The sequence below is a fragment of the Streptomyces sp. NPDC052043 genome, from assembly GCF_044548235.1.
Classification (GTDB): Bacteria; Actinomycetota; Actinomycetes; order Streptomycetales; family Streptomycetaceae; genus Streptomyces.
Window position 1 is genome coordinate 49,023 of record NZ_JBIUBT010000006.1, and the last position, 20,333, is coordinate 69,355.

A 20,333-nucleotide genomic window follows, 5' to 3' on the forward strand; every position below is an offset into this window, starting at 1 on the left:
ATTCGAACATTCCGAGAAGGCCCACTCCGTCGGAACGTTCATCACTACGGATTAGGCTGCCCCCATGCCAAAGAAGCGCTCGGGCGGTGGTCTGTCGCCAACGCAGCAGGCCGCCAAGTTCCTCGGTGTCAGTGTGCTCGCGGGAGCTGTGATGGCAGGCATCGCACTGCCCGCGGCCGGCGCGCTGGGCCTGGCCGCCAAGGGATCGGCCACGGGGTTCGACGACATCCCGGCCAACCTCAAGCGTCCGCCGCTCAGTCAGCGGACCACGATCCTGGACAACAAGGGCGAGCCGATCGCCCAGGTCTACTCCCGCGACCGCACGGTGGTCCCGCTGAAGGACATCTCGCCGTACATGCAGAAGGCGCTCGTCGCGATCGAGGACTCGCGCTTCTACGAGCACGGCGCGATCGACCTGAAGGGCGTGCTGCGCGCGCTCAACAAGAACGCACAGAGCGGCGGGGTCTCCGAGGGCGCCTCCACGCTCACCCAGCAGTACGTCAAGAACGTGTTCATCGAGGAGGCCGGCGACGACCCGACGAAGGTCGCGCAGGCCACCCAGCAGACCATCGGGCGCAAGATCAAGGAACTGAAGTTCGCGATCCAGCTCGAGCAGGACCTGGGCAAGAAGAAGATCCTCGAGAACTACCTGAACATCACGTTCTTCGGCCAGCAGGCCTACGGCATCGAGGCCGCGTCCGATCGCTACTTCTCCAAGCACGCCAAGGACCTGACCCTGCCCGAGGCGGCGCTCCTCGCCGGCATCGTCCAGTCCCCGAGCCACTACGACCCGGTCAACAACGAGGCCGAGGCCATCAAGCGGCGCAACACCGTCCTGCAGCGCATGGCCAGTGTCGGCGACATCTCGCAGGAGGAGGCCGACAAGGCCAAGAAGCAGCCGCTGGGCCTGAAGGTCACCCAGCCGCGCAACGGCTGCATCACGGCGGTCAGGGGCGCGGGCTTCTTCTGCGACTACGTCCGCGAAGTGTTCCTGAACGAACCGGTGTTCGGTAAGACCCGGACGGACCGGGCGAAGATCTGGAACCGCGGCGGTCTGACGATCCGCACGACGCTCGACCCCCAGGCGCAGGACTCCCTGGAGAAGTCCGTCCACGACCACGTCAACGCGAGCGACGCCGTGGCCACCGCCGCGACCATCGTCGAACCCGGCACCGGCAAGATCCTCGCCATGGGCCAGTCCCGTCCGTACGGCTTCGGCAAGAACGAGACCCAGATCAACCTCTCGGTGGACAAGGCCATGGGCGGTGGCGCGGGCTACCAGCCCGGTTCGACGTTCAAGCCGATCGTGGCCGCGGCCGCCGTCGAGGGCGGCAAGCCCGCCACCCAGGAGTACTCGTCGCCCTACAAGATGGCGTACCCGAGCCCGGTCGCCGCCTGCGACGGCAAGAACTGGGTGAACACGGAGGGCTACGATCTCACCAACGAGAACAAGACGGAGTTCGGCCCGTACGGCATGAAGGAGGCGACCGCCAAGTCGGTCAACACCTACTACGTGCAGCTGATCAGCGACATCGGCATCTGCCCGGTGACGACCATGGCCGGCAAGATGGGCGTGCGGCGCGCGGACGGCGGGCCGATCGAGCAGAACCCGTCGATCGCGCTCGGCACCCAGGAGGTGTCGCCGCTGACCATGGCGAGCGCGTACGCCACGTTCGCCTCCCGCGGCACGTACTGCACCCCGATCGCCATCGAGTCGATCACCCAGGCCACCGGCAACCAGAAGAAGTCCCTGGCCGTCCCGAAGTCGACCTGCTCGCGCGCGATGTCGGAGACCACCGCCGACACGATCAACACGCTGCTGAAGGGCGTGGTCGAGGACGGTACGGGCACGCAGGCCGGCCTCGGCGACCGTGCGAGCGCGGGCAAGACCGGTACGACGGACTTCCGCTTCGCGGCCTGGTTCGTCGGCTACACGCCGAACATGGCGGGCGCGGTCTGGGTCGGTGACCCGGCGCACAAGCGGAAGATGGTCGACATCACCATCGGCGGCGTCCCCTATGCGAAGGTCTTCGGTGGCCAGGTCCCCGGCCCGATCTGGCGCGACATGATGTCGGGTGCGCTGGCCGGCAAGGACGCCCCGACCTTCAACCTCGTGGACATCCCGGACCCCAAGAAGGACCAGGACAAGCACAAGGGCAGGGACCACGGAAACGGGCACGGGAACGGCGGTGACAACGGCGGCAACAACGGCCAGGGTCCCCGCCCGAACCCGACCTTCTCCCTCCCGGACGGCCTCTTCCAGGGCCAGAACGGCGGACCGCGCGGCAACGGCAACGGGGGACGCCACGGCTGACGGGCAGACGGCGGGGCGCGGTTCCGCGCCCCGCCCACGACGAAGGGGCGCCGGCCATCGCCGGCGCCCCTTCGTCGTACGTATCCGTATATCCGGTCCGTCCCCGAGGACCCGCCGCGTCCGTACCCGGGTCCCTCCCGAGGACCCGCCGGGTCAGCCGGCCAGGAGCTTCTTGACCGCGGCGGCGACACGGCCGCCCTCGGCCTGGCCCGCGACCTTGGGGTTCACGATCTTCATGACCGCGCCCATGGCCCGCGGCCCCTCCGCGCCGGCGGCCTTCGCCTCCTCCACGGCCTGGCCGACGATCCGGTCCAGCTCCTCGTCGGACAGCTGCTTGGGCAGGTACGCGGCGAGCACCTCGCCCTCCGCCTTCTCCCGCTCGGCCGACTCGGCACGACCACCCTGCGCGAAGGCCTCGGCCGCCTCCCGGCGCTTCTTGGCCTCCTTGGTGATCACCTTGAGGACCTCGTCGTCGGAGAGTTCACGCTTCTCCTTGCCCGCGACCTCCTCCTTGGTGATCGCGGTGAGCGTCAGCCGGAGCGTCGAGGAGCGGAGCTCGTCACGCTTCTTGATCGCGGCGTTGAGGTCATCGTGCAGCTTCGACTTGAGCGTGGTCATGTATTTGATTGTCGCAGGTACGGCAAGGCACCCGCGCGCCGATTTACGGAGCCCGGGGGAACGTGGATCTCCGGACGGGGCCCGCCCGTTGGCGCCGCACCCGACCACCGGCGATTTCCGCCGCACGGCACCGGCCTGAGACGATGGACACATGCGCGCGCGATACGGAGTTCCCCTGGGCATCACGGCGGTCGCGGCCGCCGGTCTTCTCTACTCGGCGGGGTTCGAAGCCCGCTCCTTCCGCCTGAGGCGGGTGACGGTCCCGGCCCTGCCCTCCGGAATGCGCCCCCTGCGTGTCCTCCAGGTCTCCGACATCCACATGGTCGGCGGCCAGCGCAAGAAGCAGCGCTGGCTGCGTTCGCTGGCCGGACTGCGCCCCGACTTCGTGATCAACACGGGCGACAACCTGTCCGACCCGGAAGGCGTGCCGGAGGTCCTCGACGCCCTCGGCCCGCTGATGGAGTTCCCCGGTGCCTACGTCTTCGGGTCCAACGACTACTACGGCCCCAAGCTGCGCAACCCCGCCCGCTACCTGCTGGAGAAGACCAGCGGCCGGCACGGTCTGAACGGCAACGCGCCCGCCGTGGGGGCGATCCACAACCCGTGGGAGGACCTGCGCGACGGCTTCGACGCGGCCGGCTGGGTCAACCTGACGAACACCCGCGGCACGCTCAAGCTCGAGGGCCTCTCGGTGGAGCTGACGGGCCTGGACGACCCGCACATCAAGCGGGACCGTTACGCGCGGGTGGCGGGCGGCCCGTCCACCTCGGCGGACTTCTCGATGGGCGTGGTGCACGCCCCGTACCTGCGCGTCCTGGACGCCTTCACGGCCGACGACTACCCCCTGGTCCTGGCCGGCCACACCCACGGCGGCCAGCTCTGCGTCCCCTTCTACGGCGCCCTGGTCACCAACTGCGATCTGGACACCGACCGCGTGAAGGGCCTCTCCACCCACACCGCCGAGGGCCGCACGTCCTACCTGCACGTCTCGGCCGGCTGCGGCACCAACCGCTACACCCCGGTCCGCTTCGCCTGCCCGCCGGAGGCGACCCTGCTGACGCTGGTGGAGCGGGACTGACGCGGTAGCGGGGCGGGGGTCGGTCTCCAACGGGGCAGGGGCCGGTACGGGCCCGGAATCGTGTCCTTGGCACCGGGCCGGTTCCGTGCCCTCGGCACCGGGAACGGCCCCTCCCCCGGTACGGGAATCCATAACCCGAACGGGTTACCCGAATCGCCCCCTATGTCCGCCCTTCCTACCGTGAGGGAATGGCCGCCGAGACCCCCGAACTGCCCGAGGTGCCGGAGATACCTCCGACGCCTTCCCTGCCTCGGGACATACCGGAGCTCCCCGTGATCCCGGGCATCGTCAAGCTGATGCCCCCCTCCTTCGTCCCCCCGACCGCCGTCGTGGCGCCCACCCGCCACCTCGGGGCCGCGGTCTACCGCCTCCTCACCGCCGCGGCGATCACAGCCGCCGTGGCGGTGGAACTGCACCTCGGCTCCCCACCCCGCGTCCTGAGCGCGTTCGCGATCCAGAGCAGCATCCTCCTGGCCCTGGTCCTCTTCCTCTCGGCCCGCCGGGCCTGGACCGCCCGCCAGCCCCTGCCGGCCTGGCTGACCGGAGCGGCCGTGCTCTACACGGTGATCACGGCTCTCGTGCACCACGTGCTGCTGACCCGCACGTCGCCGGCGTTCTCGATCACGGGCGAGCCCGGCACCCACCCGCTCTGGCAGCGGACGGCCACCCTGATCCTGCTGACGGCGGCCCCGATCGCCGCCCTCCTGGACTGGCTCCTGCTCACCGCACCCGACCGCCTCCACCTGCACCAGGCCGCGCCGTGGCTGCTCTACCCCCTGGCCTACCTGGCCTTCTCCCTCATCCGCGGGGAACTGCTCCCCGCCGACGCCCCCGACCGCTATCTCCACCCCTTCCTGGACGTCTCCGAGCACGGCTACAAGCACGTCCTCGCCACCGCGCTCCTCCTGGGCCTCTCCATCTACGCCCTGGCGCTCCTCCTGGTGGCCGCCGACCACACCCGCCCGAACCCGATCCGCCGCCGAGCCAGAATCGGATTTCGTCTCCGGCCACCAGTGGGCTAAAGTAAACGTCGTCGCCGCGACAAGCAGCGACATCGGGGTGTGGCGCAGCTTGGCAGCGCGCTTCGTTCGGGACGAAGAGGTCGTGGGTTCAAATCCCGCCACCCCGACGCTGGTCCAGAGGCCGCATACGGATTTCCGTATGCGGCCTCTGTCGTGCTCGGGGGGCCAAACAGGGGGCCAAAGGATTCTGATCAAGCCTCGCGGGCGGCTGTCGCCCGCCGCTGGGCAAAGATCACGTCCATGGCCTCCGCGCCGATCTCTGCGTGCCGGGTGGCCCCGGCGATGCGGCTACGAGGGCCAGAAGGCTGCCCCCGGCGTGGAAGCATGCATGAACGGATACGCGGGCCTGGGCCTGGTTGGCCTCGTGGTACTCGTCTTCCGTGAGCGCGATCTTTTCGGTGCGCCGCTCCGTCCCGTGGGAGCGGGTGTAGTAGTAGCCGCCGTGCCCGTCAGTCTCGACTCCGTTGCGCGACGCGGCACCGCCATCGGTTGCGAGAGCCAGCAGGAACACGGCGATTACCACCGCAGCGCATGGCCAGGGCGTCCACCAGGAGCAGACCGCGACCCGACTCCCCGTCGGGGTGGGTCGAAGGGGCACTCGCCGGTGGGCGTTTGGCCAAGGCGGCGTCCGCCACTTCGACGCGGATCACGTCGGCCGTCGTGTCGAGGGCGAGACTCAGTGCGAAGCCGTGGCCGGGGACCCGGCCGTGCCGTACGGCGTTCGCCGCAAGTTCGGCGACGATGAGCGCGATCGTGCACGACGCGTCCGACGCCGGCGGGTACCCCCACCCCTCCATGCGCCGCACGGCAAGGCGCCGGGCCAGCCGCGCGCCCCTAGGCGTGGAGGCGAACTGCTCCGTGGAGTGGTGGTAGTTGGGCGCTACGCCCTCTCCCGGTGTGTTCGTTCCTGTCAGCACGGCCTGTCTACCTTCCCGCCAAGTGCACGAGTCGTCACGTTCCGTTCCCAAGCGTCGTCCGGTCGCCCTACGCTCAACAGGTGGCGCAGGCTTACTTTTCAGGCCGTAAGGAACGGAAGTGATGCTTTGGCCCATGGAATTGACCCGAGCGCGTCCATGGCGGCCCTGTTCGGCGCGCGAGTGCGCAGGCTGCGCATGGCGGCCGGGCTGACCCAGGCCCAACTCGGCGAGATCACCCACGTGGTGAGTACGCGGATCACGCAGATCGAGCGGGCTTCCGGCGCGAAGCCAACGCTGGAGCTGGCGCGGGCGCTGGACGCGGCTCTCGGTACGGACAACTTGTTGGTCGAGCTCTGGCCGTACGTGTACCGGGAGGCGTTTCCGGACTGGTCGCGGACGTTCATGGAGTACTCGGAGCGGGCGGTGTCCATCAAGGAGTACGCGGCCCACGTGGTACCGGGCTTACTGCAGACCGAGGCGTACGCGCGAGCGGTGCTGAGCGTCGGCCGGACGCTGAACAGTCAGGAACAGTTGGAAGAGCGGATCACCGCCCGCCTGGAGCGGCAGGAACGCCTCAGTGCTCCCGGTCGGCCTGAGCTGTGGGGTCATCCTCGACGAAGCGGTACTGAGGCGTCCCGTCGGTGGCCAGGCCGTCATGCGCGAGCAGTTGGAGCGACTGCTTGAGGCCGCATCGCAGCCCCATGTCACCGTGCAGGTATTGCCGTTCGACCAGGGCGAGCACGAAGTGATGGGCGGCTCGCTGACAGTTCTGGCCATGCCGGACGAGTCCGAAGTCGCCTACACCGAAGACGCACACTACGGCCAGCTTCACGGATCGGATCATGTCGAGCGACATGAGCGGGGGCAGAGCTGCCGCCCGTAGCCGATCGTAGGTCAGCGCGAAACTCCTGACCTCGGCCAAATCCTCGATGATGGAGGGCAACCACCGTGGAGCGAAGGTCCCGTCCCGATCTGAACGGCGCCGTGTGGCACAGGAGCAGCTACAGCAATCAGGAGGGCGGCAACTGCGTGGAGGTGGCGGACGGGTTCCCCGGCGTCGTCCCCGTCCGTGACAGCAAGGCCCCGCACGGTCCCGCCCTGACCTTCGAGGCTGACTCCTGGGCGGCCTTCATAGGCGAGTTGAAGGTCGGCCGTCACCGCGTCTGAGCCGACCAGGTCCTCCCAAAGGAACCCATGGCACATGGGTTCGAGGTGCGTGTCCTTGTTCTGGAGGTCATCTTCCGTGCGGGGAAGGGGAATTCGGTGGTCGGGAAAGTTCCGCGGGTGTCGAATTCTCCCGTCCGGGTCTTCGGCCGGATTCAGGTGGAGTGTTCGGAAGGGTTCGCATTCTGTAATCGGTGATGATCTCCGCGTTGTCCCGGACGGGCTGATCTGCAATATTCACGGCCCCACCACAACCCTGTCGAACATTCGCACCCTCTCCACAAACAACTGATTCGCGCCCACGACGGCCGGGATCATGAGTCCGAATCGCGATCAAGACCTGCTGGTGGCCGGCAAATATCCGGACATCTGAGGTGGGCGAACAGGTCTTTCACGTGGCGCATCTCACGGAGCAATGTCAAGCGGTTCGGCCAGAAAACCCAGTCGGGTTGCCCGGGGCGCCGGGAAAGTGGTTCCATCACGGCTGAACGCGGTGACTGGCAGTCACAATTCGGCTCTGTGTCGATATTCCCCGACTCTTTTGATCGTCGAGCGGGCGCGACAAGGACAGGAACCAGGAAACGGCGGCCGCCCCTTTTGAACGGGCGGTCCGCGCCGGTCAGGAGGGAGCAACGTGGGTTGCTCGCACGCCGAGGGATGCCCCCTTTTCCCCCTGCTCAGGGCGAGCTTGCAGGGTTGGCGCGACTACTACTGCGACAGCGCGGACCAGTGGCACGACTGCGCCCGCTACCAGTTGTCGCTCACCGGTGAGCGCGTGCCGATCAGCCTGCTGCCCAACGGAGCGACCGCGCGGCACCTCGAAGGCACGTCCGGTGCGAGCCGGTCCAGCGCGACCAACTCCGCGCAGACACCCCGGCAGGCTCCGCGGCCACCGCAACAGCCGCAGCCACAGCCGCGGCCCGACACGTGGTCACAGTCGATACCGGCCGGACCGCCCGAGCCGGCCTCGTCAGGACCCGAACAACCGGGGAGCGCGGCCTGGTTCGGGGCGACGCCCGCGGCGCCGGCCCCGTACGGCCAGCCGTCACCCCACGCACCATCGCCCCACGCACCGTCACCCCACGCACCGTCACCCCACACACTGGCTGCCCAGACGCCGTCATTCCACGCACAGGCTCCGCACCCGCCGACTCCCCAGCCGTCGGGCCGCACCGCCCGGCAGTCGGGGCAGGCGACCAGCGCGAAGCGCGGCTTGTTGGGGCGGCTCGCCGACTGGATGAGAGGTCCGGCATGAACTACTGGCCCTGGTGGGCGGGCGCGGTCGGGCTCGCCCTGGTCACCGTCAACTACACCCTCACCACCGACCGTTCCTTCGGGGTGTCCTCGGCCTGGGACCGCGTGCTGCACTGGCGCAGCGAACGCCGTCTCGAACAGATGGACGACGAGTTCGCCGACGACGAGGCGCTCGCCGAAGCGCTCGCCGCGGCCACCGCGGAGCACTTCGGAACGCTGCCCGGCGCACCGGCCTCGCCCCCTTCCCCATACGCGGAACCGCAGTCCCCGTACCCGGGACAGTCCCCGTACGCGGACCCGCAGTCGCCGTACGCGCCGGACGGGCAGCAGGTCCCGTACGCGGACCCGTCGGCCGCCTACGGGGCGACGCAGCCGCCGGCGCCCGACGCCGACCCCGTGGCGTCCGAAGGTTCCTCGGTCACGAGCCAGCGCCCCGCCCCGCTGATCACCCAGGCCGCCCTGCTGGTGTCGATCTTCCTGGGCGGACTGATCGCCTCGCTCGTGTCCGGGCGGTTCGAGCTGCGCTACGACATGGGCCCCGGTTTCCGGGAGCTGGTCACCGGCGATCCGGTCACCATGGTCGTCCTGCTGTTCCTGGGCGGCGTGCTGGTCGGCTTCGGCACCCGGCTGGCCGGCGGGTGCAGCTCAGGCCACGGACTGAGCGGCTGCGGCCGGCTGCGACCGGTCAGCATCGTCGCGACCGCCGTGTTCTTCGGTACCGCCGTCGCGGTGTCGTTCCTCCTGTGGAAGGTGATCTGATGCGTACCCGGGGCGCGATCCTGCTCGCCAACATCATCACCGGCCTGGCCCTCGGCTTCACCGTCTCCAACATCGGCTTCGGCGACTACGCCGAGCTGAACCGCATGTTCACCTTCCAGGACCTGCGGATGTTCCTGTCCTTCGCGGGCGCCGTCGTGATCATCGTGCTCGCGTTCGCCCTGCTGCGGGTGCGTCGGACCCCCGGGCGGATCCACGCCGGTGTGATCCCCGGAGCGGTGCTGTTCGGCACGGGGTGGGCGATCTCGGGCGGCTGCCCGGCGATCCCGATCATCCAGGTCGCCGGCGGTTACCTGCCCGCCGCGGTGACCATCGCCGGCGTCGCCGTCGGCATCTGGCTGTGCCGCTGGGCCAACGCCCGCTTCTTCCACCTGGACCGCGGCTCCTGCGGGCTGTGACGAGGGGACGCCGTTCCCGTCGGCCGTAAGGCCTCAGGTCTCCCGCCCGATGCGCGCCGCGCCGGGCGGGAGACACATTTGCCCCACCTTTACCAAAAACGCCATCCGATTCCGCCTCCGGGACGTATCTACTCACGAGGCATGTTTCAGACATGTTCCAGGAGGACTCAATGGCGATCTTCAACGCTCTCTTCCCGACCATGGGCCGTGACCTCGACGAACGCGGCGGGCGCGGTGGACGTGGCGGACGCGGCGGACGCGGCGGACGCGGTGGACGCGGACGCGGTGGACGCGGTGGACGCGGCGGACGCGGACGCGGCGGACGCGGCGGACGCGGCGGGCGCTACTACTAGGGCGACCGGCTTTGGCCACGACAAGTGATACGGAGCGGACCGGTGTCTGAGCGAGCCGGTCCGCTTCGTCGGCTCGTCGTGCGGCTGCTGTCCGTCGACAGCGACGAGACGGACGCCGTGGTCGACGCGGCGCCGCCGCTGCCCGCGCGCGAGACCTTCCGGCGGTTCTGGCCCTACACACGCGGGCTCCGCGGCTGGCTGGTACCAGTGATCCTGCTCAGTCTGCTCGAGCCCCTCGTCGCCGCGGCCGAACTGTGGCTGTTCAAGATCGTGGTGGACCAGGTACTCGTCCCGCGGGACCTCTCCGCCTTTCTCTGGATCGCGCCGACGTACGTCGGGCTCATCGTCCTGTCCGGCATCATCGGCTTCGCCGACGACATGATCTCCGCCTATGTCAGCGAACGCTTCATGGTGGCCCTGCGCGCCGACGCCTTCCGGCACGTCCAGGGGCTGTCGCCGGGATTCTTCGAACGGCGGCGGCTGGGAGACGTGCTCGCGCGGCTCACCGAGGACGTCGACACCGTCGAGACGCTCCTGCTCTCCGGTCTGGCGGACGTGCTCTACTACGTGCTCCAGCTGGGCGTCTTCCTCGGTCTGCTCTTCTACCTGCGCTGGGACCTCACTCTCCTCGCGATGGTCATCGTGCCGCTGTTCTGGTGTTCCGCGCGTCACTTCGCCCGGCTGACCAAGGAGGCGTCGCGGGAACGCACGCGGCGCAGCGGCTCGCTCAGCGCGGTCGCCGAGGAGTCGCTGGGCAACGTGACCCTGGTCCAGGCGTACAACCGTCAGGTCTGGGAGCAGGACCGCTTCCAGCGCGAGAACCTGGGCCAGTTCCGCGCCACGATGGCCTCGACGCGGATCCGGGCCGTCTACCAGCCGCTCGTGGAGCTCATCGAGGTGTGCGGGGGCCTCGCCGTCATGGGCCTGGGCACCTGGAAACTGGCCCAGGGCCAGCTCACGCTGGGCGGACTGCTGGTCTTCCTGGCGCTGATCGGCAAGCTGTACACCCCGGTCCGCGGCCTCTCCCACCTCGGCCCCGCCTTCTTCTCCGCGGCCGCCTCCGCCGAACGTATCGCCGAGCTGCTCGACCAGCGGCCCCAGGTGCACGAGGCGCCGGACGCCCGGCGGACCGGCCGGGCACGCGGCGAGGTCGAGTTCGACGGCGTGTCCTTCCGCTACCCCGACACCTCCCGCTGGGCGCTGTCCGAGGTGTCGTTCCGGGTGGGCCGCGGCGAGACCCTGGCACTGGTGGGGGCGAGCGGCGCCGGGAAGTCCACAGCGGCCAAGCTGCTCCTGCGGTTCTACGACCCCGACCAGGGCACCGTCCGCCTCGACGGCACCGATCTGCGGGAGCTGGTCCTGTCCGACGTGCGGGACAACGTCGCGGTGGTGTTGCAGGAGACGCTCGTCCTGCACGGCACGGTGCGGGAGAACATCGCCTACGGGCGGCCCGACGCGACCGACGCCGAGATCGTGGAGGCGGCCCGCGCCGCCGACGCCGACGAGTTCATCCGGCTGCTCCCGGAGGGCTACGACACCGTGGTCGGCCAGCGTGGCCGGATGCTGTCCGGCGGGCAGCGCCAGCGGCTCGCCATCGCCCGCGCGATGGTCAGGGACGCGCCCGTGCTGCTCCTCGACGAGCCCACCACCGGCCTGGACGCCCAGTCGGGCCACCGGATCATGGCACCGCTGCGCCGGCTCATGTCCGGCCGGACGACCATCGTCATCTCCCACAACCTGCTCACGGTCCGCGACGCCACCCGGATCGTGGTCCTCGACCACGGGCGGGTGGTCGAGTCCGGAACCCACGACGAGCTGTTCCTGCGCGGCGGTGCGTACACGCAGCTGCACCGGTTGCAGGCGGCCTCTCCCCCGCAGACCGGGCAGACCGGCATACCACCGAACGGCGCCGTACTGTCATGACCGCCGTACTGTCATGACACGGCCGTCATGACACAGCGGTACCCGTGGAGACATGTGCCCTGGCCAGCGGTGTGCCGTCGGGTGCCGTCACCCGGACGCTGGCCAGGGTCGCGGGGTCGATGGCGGCCGGACCGCCCCAGGAGCCGCGGCCGCCGTGCAACGTGAAGTCGCCCAGGCGGACGGTGCTGCCGTCCTTGCGTACCAGTACGCAGGTGACCTTGCCGTCGTAGGGGGAGTCTCCGGCCTGAGGTGGAAGCTCGACGGTCATGTAGACCCAGCCCGGGGACCCGCGGTGGGCGTAGACCTCGCCGGACGGCTTGCCCGCGTCGGCGGAGACGAGCCCGCCCCACAGCATGCCTGCCCCGGCAGCGACAGCGGGAGCGGGACCGGTCATGGTGTCCTCGATCGCCGTACCGATGGCCCAGCCGCCGAAACCGATCGCGAGCACCAACGCGCCCGAGGCGGCGGCGACCTGGGGCCTGATCCGGCCGAAGGGCCCCGGGCGCGCGACGCGTGACCCGCGGTCGTGCGGGCGCCCCTCGTGCGCCGACGCCTGCCGGCCCGGCCCCGCGGCCCGCTGCCGCAGCGCCTGTGCCACCCGGCTCTCGAACCCGACCGGCGGTTCACTGCACGGAAGCAGCCCGATCAGCCGGTCGCCGAGCAGGGTCAGCTGGCGGATGTACTCACGGCAGTCCGCGCACCGGTCCAGGTGCGCGACGGCACCGGCCCGCTCCCGGCCCGGCAGTACACCGAGAGCGAGTTCGGCGCCGATCTCGCGCAGGCGCTCACAGGTGAACTCACTCGACATGGTCCCCTCGCTGGAAGGAAGCGAGCGTGGTCCGCAGCTTTCCCATTCCCGTCCTGATCCGCGTCTTGGCGGTGCCCAGCGGAATCTGCTCCCAGTCGGCGACCTGCTGGGCGGTCATGCCGTAGATACCCGCCAGCACCAGGGCACGGCCCTGTTCGGGCGGCAGTTCGGCCACGGCGGCCCGCAGCCGGGAGGACGCCTCGTCGGCCAGCGCGTACCGCTCCGGGCTCTCGCTGACGACGTCCAGGATCGCGTCGAGGTCCTCCGGCGCGACCGGCTCAGGGCGCCGGGACCGTACGGTGTCGATGGCGAGGTTGTGCGCGATGGTGGTCAGCCACGTGGTGACCGACCCACGCCGCGAGTCGTAGATCTGTGCATGGCGCCACGCCCTCTCGAAGGTCTGCTGCGAGATGTCCTCGGCAAGCTGCGGATCTCCCGTGACCGCGATGGCCACACCGAAGACCCGGTGCTGGAACCTGCGGACGAAACTCACCGCCAGGTCCGGATCCCCGGTGGCCAACCCGGACAGCAGAGCCTCGTCCGGGAGGCGGCCCGCCGGGAAGCGGAACCGTGACACATCCGTATATACGGGCCATCCCCGTCCGCGGATTGCCCGTCCCAAACGGAATCCCATGCTCCGATTCTCTCGCGAGACGGCCGCCCCCGCCGGTCGGTCGGCCCGTACAGACGGCAGACCTGCGATTTTCTTACCGGTTCCACGTCCGGTCGTACCGGTCGTGCGGTGTCACCCGGACCGCCGGAAAGATCGCCGGTCCGGGGTGGATGGTGGAACCACCGGTCCCGCTGAGGCAGTCTCTTCCCTCGTGGGGAGCGTTCCGTATCAGGGTGGGGTGCCGGCCGGCTCGGGCGCGCACATGGTGGTGTGCGGGGACGACGGGCTCGCACAACGGTTGGCCGCGGAATTGCGCGGCGTGTACGGCGAACAGGTGACGCTGGTCGTGCCGCCCTCCGAGCGGAGGGTCCAGCCGCCGGGGGCGGGCCGGGTCCGTACGGCTTCGGCGCTGCTGGACCGGGTGGTGAGCGCGGCCGTCAACCGGACGTCGGGCAACGGCGGAAGCGGTGCGGGCGGCGCACGCGGCGGTGATCCGCCGGCCGACGGGGACCGGCTGGTGGAGGCCGCCGAACTGACCGATACCGTGCTCGCGGAGGCGGGTGTGGAGCGGGCGGCGGCACTGGCCCTGGTGTACGACGACGACGAGACCAACATCCGCGCCGCCCTGACCGCCCGCCGCCTCAACCCTCGACTGCGGCTCGTGGTGCGCCTGTACAACCGGCGGCTGGGCCAGCACATCGAGGAGCTCCTCGACCAGGCCGCAGCGCTGGCGGTCGGCGGCGGCGACGCGGCGGGCGCCGACGCCTCCACGACCGTGCTGTCCGACGCGGACACCGCCGCGCCCGCGCTGGCCGCCAGTGCCGTCGTCGGCACCAGCAAGGTCGTCCAGACCGACGCGCTTCTGCTGCGCGCGGTGGAACGGCCGCCGCCCGCGCCGGGACAGGTCGCCGACCCCGGACTGTGCACCCTGGCGCTGCTGTCCGCCACTGCCAGCGACCCGGCCGGCGCGGACGGTTCCGAGGACAGCGGCGACCAGCGGCCGCAGCTGCTGCCGGACGAGGCGGCGGTACGGGCGGCCACCGGACGCGGGACCGTGGTGCTGGAGCAGGTCTCGTACGCCGCCGAGCCGCTGTCCGCGCGGCGCGTGGTGGCGGCCGCCGTGCCGCCGCTGACGTCGCTGTTCTCACGGCGGCTGCGGTGGACGGTGGCGGGTCTGGCGGCGTGCGTGGTCGCGCTCGCGGTGGCGTTGTGGCTGGTGGCCGGGGTCCATCCGCTGGGCGCGGTGTACCTGACGCTGCTCGACCTGTTCGCCATCGACGACCCCGCGCTCGGCGAGCCGGCCGGACGGCAGCTCCTGCAACTGCTGACCGGGCTGGTGGGTGTGCTGCTGTTGCCCGTGGTGCTGGCCGCGGTGCTCGAGGCGCTGGGCACGTTCCGCTCGGCGTCCGCACTGCGCAGGCCGCCGCGGGGGCTCGGCGGGCACGTCGTCCTGCTGGGACTCGGGAAGATCGGCACCCGGGTGCTGACACGGCTGCGGGAGCTGCGCATTCCCGTGGTGTGCGTGGAGTCGGACCCGGAGGCACGCGGGGTGGCCACGGCGCGGCGGCTGCGGGTGCCGGTGGTGCTCGGGGACGTCACGCAGGAGGGCGTCCTGGAGGCCGCGAAGATCCACCGCGCGCACGCGCTGCTCGCCGTGACCAGCGCGGACACCACGAACCTGGAGGCCGTGCTGTACGCGCGGTCCGTGCGCCCCGACCTGCGGGTGGTGCTGCGGCTGTACGACGACGACTTCGCCACCGCGGTGTACCGCACCCTGCGGGCCGCGCACCCGCACGCCCTGACGCGCAGCCGGAGCGTGACGCACCTGGCGGCGCCCGCGTTCGCCGGTGCAATGTTCGGCCGGCAGATCCTGGGGGCGATCCCGGTGGAGCGGCGGGTGCTGCTGTTCGCGTCCGTGGACGTGGGTGGGCATCCGCAGCTGGAGGGCAGGACGGTCGCGGAGGCCTTCCGGCCGGGGTACTGGCGGGTGCTGGCGCTGGACGTGGGGATGGCCGCGGGCGAACGGCGGGAACCGGCCGCTCCGGAAGCGGCGGCCGAGCACCCCGACCGGGTCTCGGGGCTGGTGTGGAACCTGCCCGGCACCTATGTCCTGCGGAAGGAGGACCGGGTGGTGCTCGCGGCGACCCGGCGCGGGCTGGCGGAGCTGCTGGGCCGCAGGTCGCGGGAGCGGACGGGACGGACAGGAACGGGGACAGGGACAGGAACGGGGGCGCAGGGAGCGTAGGGGTGCGGGGGCGTGCGGAGCCCGTGAGGGACCGTGCGGGGCGCACGCGGGTGGCTCAGGACGCGGTCCTGGGTCACCCGCGCCCCCGCGGCCCCCGCTCTCGCTTCGGCTACCTCGGCAGGTGCCGCTCCGCGAAGTCCAGTTCCAGACGGATCTGCTTGATGCGTTCGTCGACGACCAGGGAGCCGTGGCCGGCGTCGTAGCGGTACACCTCGTGGACGGCCTCGCGCGTCTCGAGGCGCCTGACGTAGTTCTCGATCTGGCGGATCGGGCAGCGCGGGTCGTTGACGCCCGCGGAGATGTAGACGGGCGCCTCGACCCGGTCGACGTAGGTCAGCGGCGAGGAGGCCTCGAAGCGCTCGGGCACCTCCTCGGGCGTGCCGCCGAGCAGGGTGCGGTCCATGGCCTTCAGCGCTTCCATCTCGTCGTGGTACGCCGTGACGTAGTCGGCGACCGGGACCACGGCGATACCCAGCGCCCACAGGTCGGGCTGGGTGCCGATACCGAGCAGGGTGAGGTAGCCGCCCCAGGAGCCGCCGGTGAGGATCAGGCGGGCCGGGTCGGCCAGCCCCGAGCCGACGGCCCACTCGCGGACCGCCGCGATGTCCTCCAGCTCGATCAGGCCCACCCGGTGCTTCAGCGCGTCCGTCCACGCCCGGCCGTAGCCCGTCGAGCCGCGGTAGTTGACCCGGACCACCGCGTAGCCGTGGTCGACCCAGGCGGCCGGGCCCGCGGCGAAGGAGTCGCTGTCGTGCCAGGTGGGGCCGCCGTGGATGTCGAAGACCGTGGGGAGCGGCCCGGTCGCGCCCTCGGGCCTCTGCACCAGGGCGTGGATGCGGCCGCCGGGGCCCTCCACCCACACGTCCTCCACCGGCACCGAACCCGGGGACTTCATGCCGGGCGGGTCGAGGACCACCCCGCCGTGCGTCGAGCGGACCGCCGAGGGCTCGGCCGCCGAGGACCACAGGTACTCCACGCTGCCGTCCGGGCGGGCACTCGCGCCGGAGACCGTGCCGGGCGGGGTGGGGATCCTCGTCAGCTCGCAGGCGGCCAGGTCGTAGCGGAACAGCTCGCTGCGGGCCTCGAAGCCGTGCACCACGAGCAGACCGCGGCCGTCCGGACACCACTCGGCGCTCACGTCGCCGGGCAGGTCGAGCGCCAGGTCGTGCTCCTCGCCCGTCGCCACGTCCCACACCAGCGGCTCCCACCGGCCGCGTCTTTGGTGGCCGACGAGCAGCCGCGTGTCCCCGTCGACCGGGGCGAAGCCCAGCACCTCGAGGCCCAGTTCGACCGTCCCGCCCTTGGTGTCGTCCAGCTCGGCGACCGTCGTGCCGTCCGGGCGCAGCACACGCAGCGCCGAGTGCATCGCGTCGCCGTGCTCGGTGTGCTCCAGGGCGATCAGCGAGCCGTCGTGGGAGAGGTCGCCCACGCCCGCCGACTCGCGGTGCCGGTAGATCTCCGTCACCTGGCCGGCACGGGCCAGGTGCAGGGTCGTGCCGTCCTCGTCCGTGGAGCGCCCCACGACCGCCGTGCGGCCGTCCCGGCCGAGTGCGAGTCCGGCCGGGTACGACGCCCCGAGGCCGGGCACGGCCTCCTCGTCCGGGCCGCCCTCGAAGGGCTGCCTCCGCCAGACGCCGAACTCGTCGCCGTCCTTGTCGTCGAACCACCAGATCCAGCGCCCGTCCGGCGAGAGCACACCGTCCGTCGTGCCGTTCGGCCGGTCGGTGACCTGCCGCTGCCCGCCCGTCGTCCGGTCCCAGGCGTACAGCTCGTACGTCCCGGTCGCGTTCGACACGAACAGGGAACGCTCCGGTGCGTCCTCCGCCCAGTCGGGCAGGGACACCCGGGGCGCGCGGAAGCGCTTCTCCCAGTCCGGCATCTCCTCGATGAGTGCCCGCCGGTCGAGCTGCTGCGGCGAGTCGGACCCGTTGCTCTCAGTCATGACCCCATACTGCACGGTCCCGCCGACATGGCGCTGTCCGGTCTCCCCAGCCTGTGGACAACTCCACCCGGACCCTTCGCATCCTCTTGCCTTTTCCACACCCTTCCCGACCCTCCCACTCCCTTCCCGCTCCCTCTTTCCGCTCCCTTTCCGCTCCCTTGTCGCCCCCTTTCCGCCCACCGGGCGTCCCGCGCCCCGCCCGCCGAAAGCCCCGCCGGGCCGACCCCGCGCCGGGCGCACGGCGGGCGGCACCGTACCGTTGAGGGCGTGTACCGGTTTCTGCTGACACCTCGCTGGTGGGGCATCAACGTCTTCGTACTGCTCGCCATCCCCTTCTGCGTGTTCATGGGGTCCTGGCAGCTGGGCCGGTTCGAGGCGCGGGTGCAGGACCACCGGACCGCGACCGAGCAGGCCGCCTCCCACCGCGAGGAGGCACCGCGCCCGCTGGACGGGCTGCTGCCCGTGGACAAGCGCACGTCCGGCATGCAGACCACCGCGACCGGCCGGTACGGCGAGCAACTGCTGGTCCCGGACCGCGAGCTGGACGGCAAGACCGGGTACTACGTGCTGACCCTGCTGCGCACCGGCTCCGGCAAGGCGCTGCCGGTCGTACGCGGCTGGCTGCCCGGAACCCCCGACCCGGCCAGGGCCCCGGCGCCGCCCGCGGGCGAGGTCACGGTCACCGGAGCGCTCCAGGCCTCGGAGACGCCGGGTGACAACGGGGTCAGCGCCCAGGGCGGACTGCCGTCCGGGCAGACCGCGGCGATCAGCGCGGCCTCACTGGTGAACCTCGTGCCGTACGGCGTGTACGACGCCTGGATCACCCTCGACCACGCCGACTCCGGGATGAAGGCGGTGCCGGCGAAGGCCCCGGAGAACACCGGTCTTGACCTGAAGGCGTTCCAGAACCTCGGCTACACCGGCGAATGGTTCGTCTTCGCCGGTTTCGTGGTCTTCATGTGGTTCCGGCTGCTGCGCCGCGAGGTGGAGGCCGTACGGGACGCGGAGCTGGGGCTTTCGCCCGAGGAGGCCCCGGTGCCGGCGCCCGCGTCGAGCAGCGCGTCCGGCGCCTGACCAGCCGCTACGACTCCGGGAGCACCCCGGTCCTGTAGACCGTCCCCGCACACGCGTTCGGCACTGTCACGGACGCCGAGGGCGAGCCGGCCTCCGGGGTGTGGGAGACCACGACGCTGCCGTCGGCCGGGCCGTCCGTCTGGAGCATCTGGGTGGTGACGCCGGAGTCGGCGCCGGGGCTCGTGGCACCCGTGGTGGTCACACCCTGGGTGGGGGACGGGTCGGACGAGGGTGCGCCGGTCTCGTTGCCGCCGGTGCTGCCGCCGCCGGTGGTCGGACAGGTCTGGGAGGGCACCCAGGCGAACTTCACCTCGTACGCCGAGCCGGACGGCAGGAGCAGTCCGGGCGCCTCGGTGGAGGGGTCGGGCAGCCCGGCCGCCGCGTCGCCGGAGGTGTGCGCGACCACGGTGATCCGGCCCGCGTCGGCCTCGCCCTGCGCCAGGGTGCTCACCGAGCCGGCGCCGCCGACCCGGCAGCTGCCGGTGGAGACGTTGGCGACGTGGAAGGTGCCGTAGACGACACCGGCCGAGTCGGGTGTGTCGACCGTGGCGGCGGCGGAGCCGAGCTGGGCGGCCGTGCACACCGGGGCGTCGCTGCCGGAGGGGGACGAGGAGCTGTCCGGGTCGCCGGTGGGTCCGCTGTCGGCGGCGCTGCCCGGACTGCTCTCGGGATCGTCCTTCCGGTTCTCCGCACCCCCGCCGGTGGCCTTGCCCGAGGAGCCGCCGAAGCCGCTCTCGCCGCCCTCCGGGTCCTTGCCCTGGCTCGCCCCGCCCTGGGCCTGGGAGGCCTGGCCGGCGATGGCCGGGTTGGCGTCGGAGTCGCCGGTGTGGGACACGTGCACGAGGGCCGGAACTGCGGTGCCGATGAACAGGGCTGCGGCGGCCATGCCGACGGCGGCCTGCCGCTTGCGGGCCCGCCGCGCCGGGACGGCGCGGCGCAGGTGCTCCAGAGTGCCGTCCCGCGGCTCGACGTCCTGGACCGCCTGGTGCAGCATCCTGCGCAGTGCCAGCTCGTCCGAGTCGAGCCCTTCCAGGCCGAGTTCGTCGGGGCTGTGGTTCACGGTTCCGTTCCCAGCGTGCGATGACATGTGCTCTTGGTGGTCCGGCTCGCGCGACGCGTCGGGTTCGTCCGGCTCGTCCGCGGCGCGGTCCTCTTCGTGCTTCCTCATGCGGACGCCCCCATCGCCACCCGTAGCGCCGCGATGCCGCGCGAGCCGTACGCCTTGACCGAGCCCAGCGAGATCCCGAGGGTCTCGGCGACCTGCGCCTCGGTCATGTCCGCGAAGTAGCGCAGCACCAGGACCTCGCGCTGGCGGCGCTGGAGGCCCTTCATCGCCTTGATCAGGGAGTCGCGCTCCAGCTGGTCGTAGGCGCCCTCCTCGGCGCTGGCCATGTCCGGCATCGGCTTGGACAGCAGCTTCAGGCCGATGATGCGGCGGCGCAGGGCCGAACGGGAGAGGTTGACGACCGTCTGCCGGAGATAGGCGAGGGTCTTCTCCGGGTCCCGGACGCGTTTGCGCGCGGAGTGGACCCGGATGAACGCCTCCTGGACCACGTCCTCGCAGGAGGCGGTGTCGTCGAGGAGCAGCGCGGCCAGGCCCAGCAGGGACCGGTAGTGCGTGCGGTAGGTGTCCGTGAGGTGGTCGACGGTGGTGCCGGCCGCCACGGTCTCCTCGGCGGCCTCACGCTGACTGGGTATGCGGGCGGGCCGCGCGGCGGGCATGGGCGCGATCACCGGCATGCCACCGGGCAGGCGCGGAGAGCGCGCCGCGCGGGGCGGCCGCAGGGCCGTGCCACGGGCCGCCGCCGGGGATTGCCCCCGCTCGAAGAACTT

17 protein-coding genes, 1 tRNA gene and 1 pseudogene are annotated in these 20,333 nt (G+C 71.2%); 12 read left to right on the plus strand and 7 right to left on the minus strand.

The window, feature by feature from the left end:
• Positions 1-64 precede the first annotated feature (64 nt).
• Positions 65-2,314, plus strand: a complete 2,250-nt coding sequence (locus tag ACIHCX_RS17070; protein WP_400030081.1) for a transglycosylase domain-containing protein — start codon at positions 65-67, stop codon at positions 2,312-2,314.
• A 153-nt stretch (positions 2,315-2,467) separates the two neighbouring features.
• On the opposite strand, the gene ACIHCX_RS17075 is transcribed toward ACIHCX_RS17070, so the two are convergent.
• Complete coding sequence (locus tag ACIHCX_RS17075) at positions 2,468-2,932, minus strand: GatB/YqeY domain-containing protein (protein ID WP_400030083.1); 465 nt, start codon at positions 2,930-2,932, stop codon at positions 2,468-2,470.
• A gap of 151 nt (positions 2,933-3,083) precedes the next feature.
• Between ACIHCX_RS17075 and ACIHCX_RS17080 the strand changes: the two genes are divergently transcribed.
• The 3 genes from ACIHCX_RS17080 (at position 3,084) to ACIHCX_RS17090 (ending at position 5,139) form a co-directional block, all read left to right on the plus strand.
• The gene (locus tag ACIHCX_RS17080) at positions 3,084-4,010 is read left to right on the plus strand and encodes a metallophosphoesterase (protein ID WP_400030085.1); all 927 of its coding nucleotides are present in this window, start codon (positions 3,084-3,086) and stop codon (positions 4,008-4,010) included.
• Positions 4,011-4,198: 188 nt separating this feature from the next.
• Positions 4,199-5,032, plus strand: coding sequence for a Pr6Pr family membrane protein (locus ACIHCX_RS17085; protein ID WP_400030087.1), 834 nt, complete (start codon positions 4,199-4,201; stop codon positions 5,030-5,032).
• 33 nt (positions 5,033-5,065) lie between these two features.
• Positions 5,066-5,139, plus strand: a tRNA-Pro gene (locus ACIHCX_RS17090).
• A gap of 342 nt (positions 5,140-5,481) precedes the next feature.
• On the opposite strand, the gene ACIHCX_RS17095 is transcribed toward ACIHCX_RS17090, so the two are convergent.
• Entirely contained in the window at positions 5,482-5,946 is a 465-nt protein-coding gene (locus ACIHCX_RS17095; RefSeq protein ID WP_400030792.1) for an ATP-binding protein, read from the minus strand.
• Positions 5,947-6,105: 159 nt separating this feature from the next.
• Between ACIHCX_RS17095 and ACIHCX_RS17100 the strand changes: the two are divergent.
• The 6 genes and pseudogenes from ACIHCX_RS17100 (at position 6,106) to ACIHCX_RS17125 (ending at position 11,818) form a co-directional block, all read left to right on the plus strand.
• Positions 6,106-7,022: pseudogene (locus ACIHCX_RS17100) on the plus strand (Scr1 family TA system antitoxin-like transcriptional regulator).
• Complete coding sequence (locus ACIHCX_RS17105) at positions 6,934-7,116, plus strand: DUF397 domain-containing protein (protein ID WP_400030089.1); 183 nt, start codon at positions 6,934-6,936, stop codon at positions 7,114-7,116. The pseudogene ACIHCX_RS17100 and the gene ACIHCX_RS17105 overlap by 89 nt, the downstream one beginning before the upstream one ends.
• A gap of 1,248 nt (positions 7,117-8,364) precedes the next feature.
• A complete protein-coding gene (locus ACIHCX_RS17110) occupies positions 8,365-9,126 on the plus strand; it encodes a YeeE/YedE thiosulfate transporter family protein (protein WP_400030091.1) in 762 nt (253 codons plus the stop codon).
• Entirely contained in the window at positions 9,126-9,542 is a 417-nt protein-coding gene (locus ACIHCX_RS17115; RefSeq protein WP_400030093.1) for a YeeE/YedE thiosulfate transporter family protein, read from the plus strand. The genes ACIHCX_RS17110 and ACIHCX_RS17115 overlap by 1 nt, the downstream gene beginning before the upstream one ends.
• 207 nt (positions 9,543-9,749) lie before the next feature.
• Positions 9,750-9,923 (plus strand): hypothetical protein, encoded by a 174-nt coding sequence (locus tag ACIHCX_RS17120; protein ID WP_400030095.1) that lies wholly within the window; start codon positions 9,750-9,752, stop codon positions 9,921-9,923.
• A gap of 14 nt (positions 9,924-9,937) precedes the next feature.
• Positions 9,938-11,818 carry an ABC transporter ATP-binding protein gene (locus ACIHCX_RS17125; RefSeq protein ID WP_400030097.1) on the plus strand — a complete coding sequence of 627 codons (1,881 nt, stop codon included), beginning with the start codon at positions 9,938-9,940 and terminating at the stop codon, positions 11,816-11,818.
• A gap of 25 nt (positions 11,819-11,843) precedes the next feature.
• Here ACIHCX_RS17125 and ACIHCX_RS17130 read toward each other — a convergent pair whose 3' ends face one another.
• Entirely contained in the window at positions 11,844-12,626 is a 783-nt protein-coding gene (locus tag ACIHCX_RS17130) for a hypothetical protein (RefSeq protein ID WP_400030099.1), read from the minus strand.
• A complete protein-coding gene (locus ACIHCX_RS17135) occupies positions 12,616-13,203 on the minus strand; it encodes an RNA polymerase sigma factor (RefSeq protein ID WP_400030101.1) in 588 nt (195 codons plus the stop codon). The genes ACIHCX_RS17130 and ACIHCX_RS17135 overlap by 11 nt, the downstream gene beginning before the upstream one ends.
• A 298-nt stretch (positions 13,204-13,501) precedes the next feature.
• On the opposite strand from ACIHCX_RS17135, the gene ACIHCX_RS17140 reads away from it, so the two are divergent.
• Positions 13,502-15,484 (plus strand): NAD-binding protein, encoded by a 1,983-nt coding sequence (locus tag ACIHCX_RS17140; RefSeq protein WP_400030794.1) that lies wholly within the window; start codon positions 13,502-13,504, stop codon positions 15,482-15,484.
• Between the two features lie 109 nt (positions 15,485-15,593).
• On the opposite strand, the gene ACIHCX_RS17145 is transcribed toward ACIHCX_RS17140, so the two are convergent.
• Positions 15,594-17,426 carry a prolyl oligopeptidase family serine peptidase gene (locus ACIHCX_RS17145; RefSeq protein WP_400030103.1) on the minus strand — a complete coding sequence of 611 codons (1,833 nt, stop codon included), beginning with the start codon at positions 17,424-17,426 and terminating at the stop codon, positions 15,594-15,596.
• Between the two features lie 267 nt (positions 17,427-17,693).
• Between ACIHCX_RS17145 and ACIHCX_RS17150 the strand changes: the two genes are divergently transcribed.
• Complete coding sequence (locus ACIHCX_RS17150; RefSeq protein WP_400030105.1) at positions 17,694-18,500, plus strand: SURF1 family protein; 807 nt, start codon at positions 17,694-17,696, stop codon at positions 18,498-18,500.
• A gap of 7 nt (positions 18,501-18,507) precedes the next feature.
• Here ACIHCX_RS17150 and ACIHCX_RS17155 read toward each other — a convergent pair whose 3' ends face one another.
• Both ACIHCX_RS17155 and ACIHCX_RS17160 read right to left on the minus strand, forming a co-directional pair.
• Positions 18,508-19,668: a hypothetical protein gene (locus ACIHCX_RS17155; protein WP_400030107.1), complete on the minus strand. Its 1,161-nt coding sequence runs from the start codon at positions 19,666-19,668 to the stop codon at positions 18,508-18,510.
• Positions 19,665-20,240: a SigE family RNA polymerase sigma factor gene (locus tag ACIHCX_RS17160; protein ID WP_400030796.1), complete on the minus strand. Its 576-nt coding sequence runs from the start codon at positions 20,238-20,240 to the stop codon at positions 19,665-19,667. Before ACIHCX_RS17160 ends, ACIHCX_RS17155 begins: the two co-directional genes overlap by 4 nt.
• Positions 20,241-20,333: the final 93 nt, after the last annotated feature.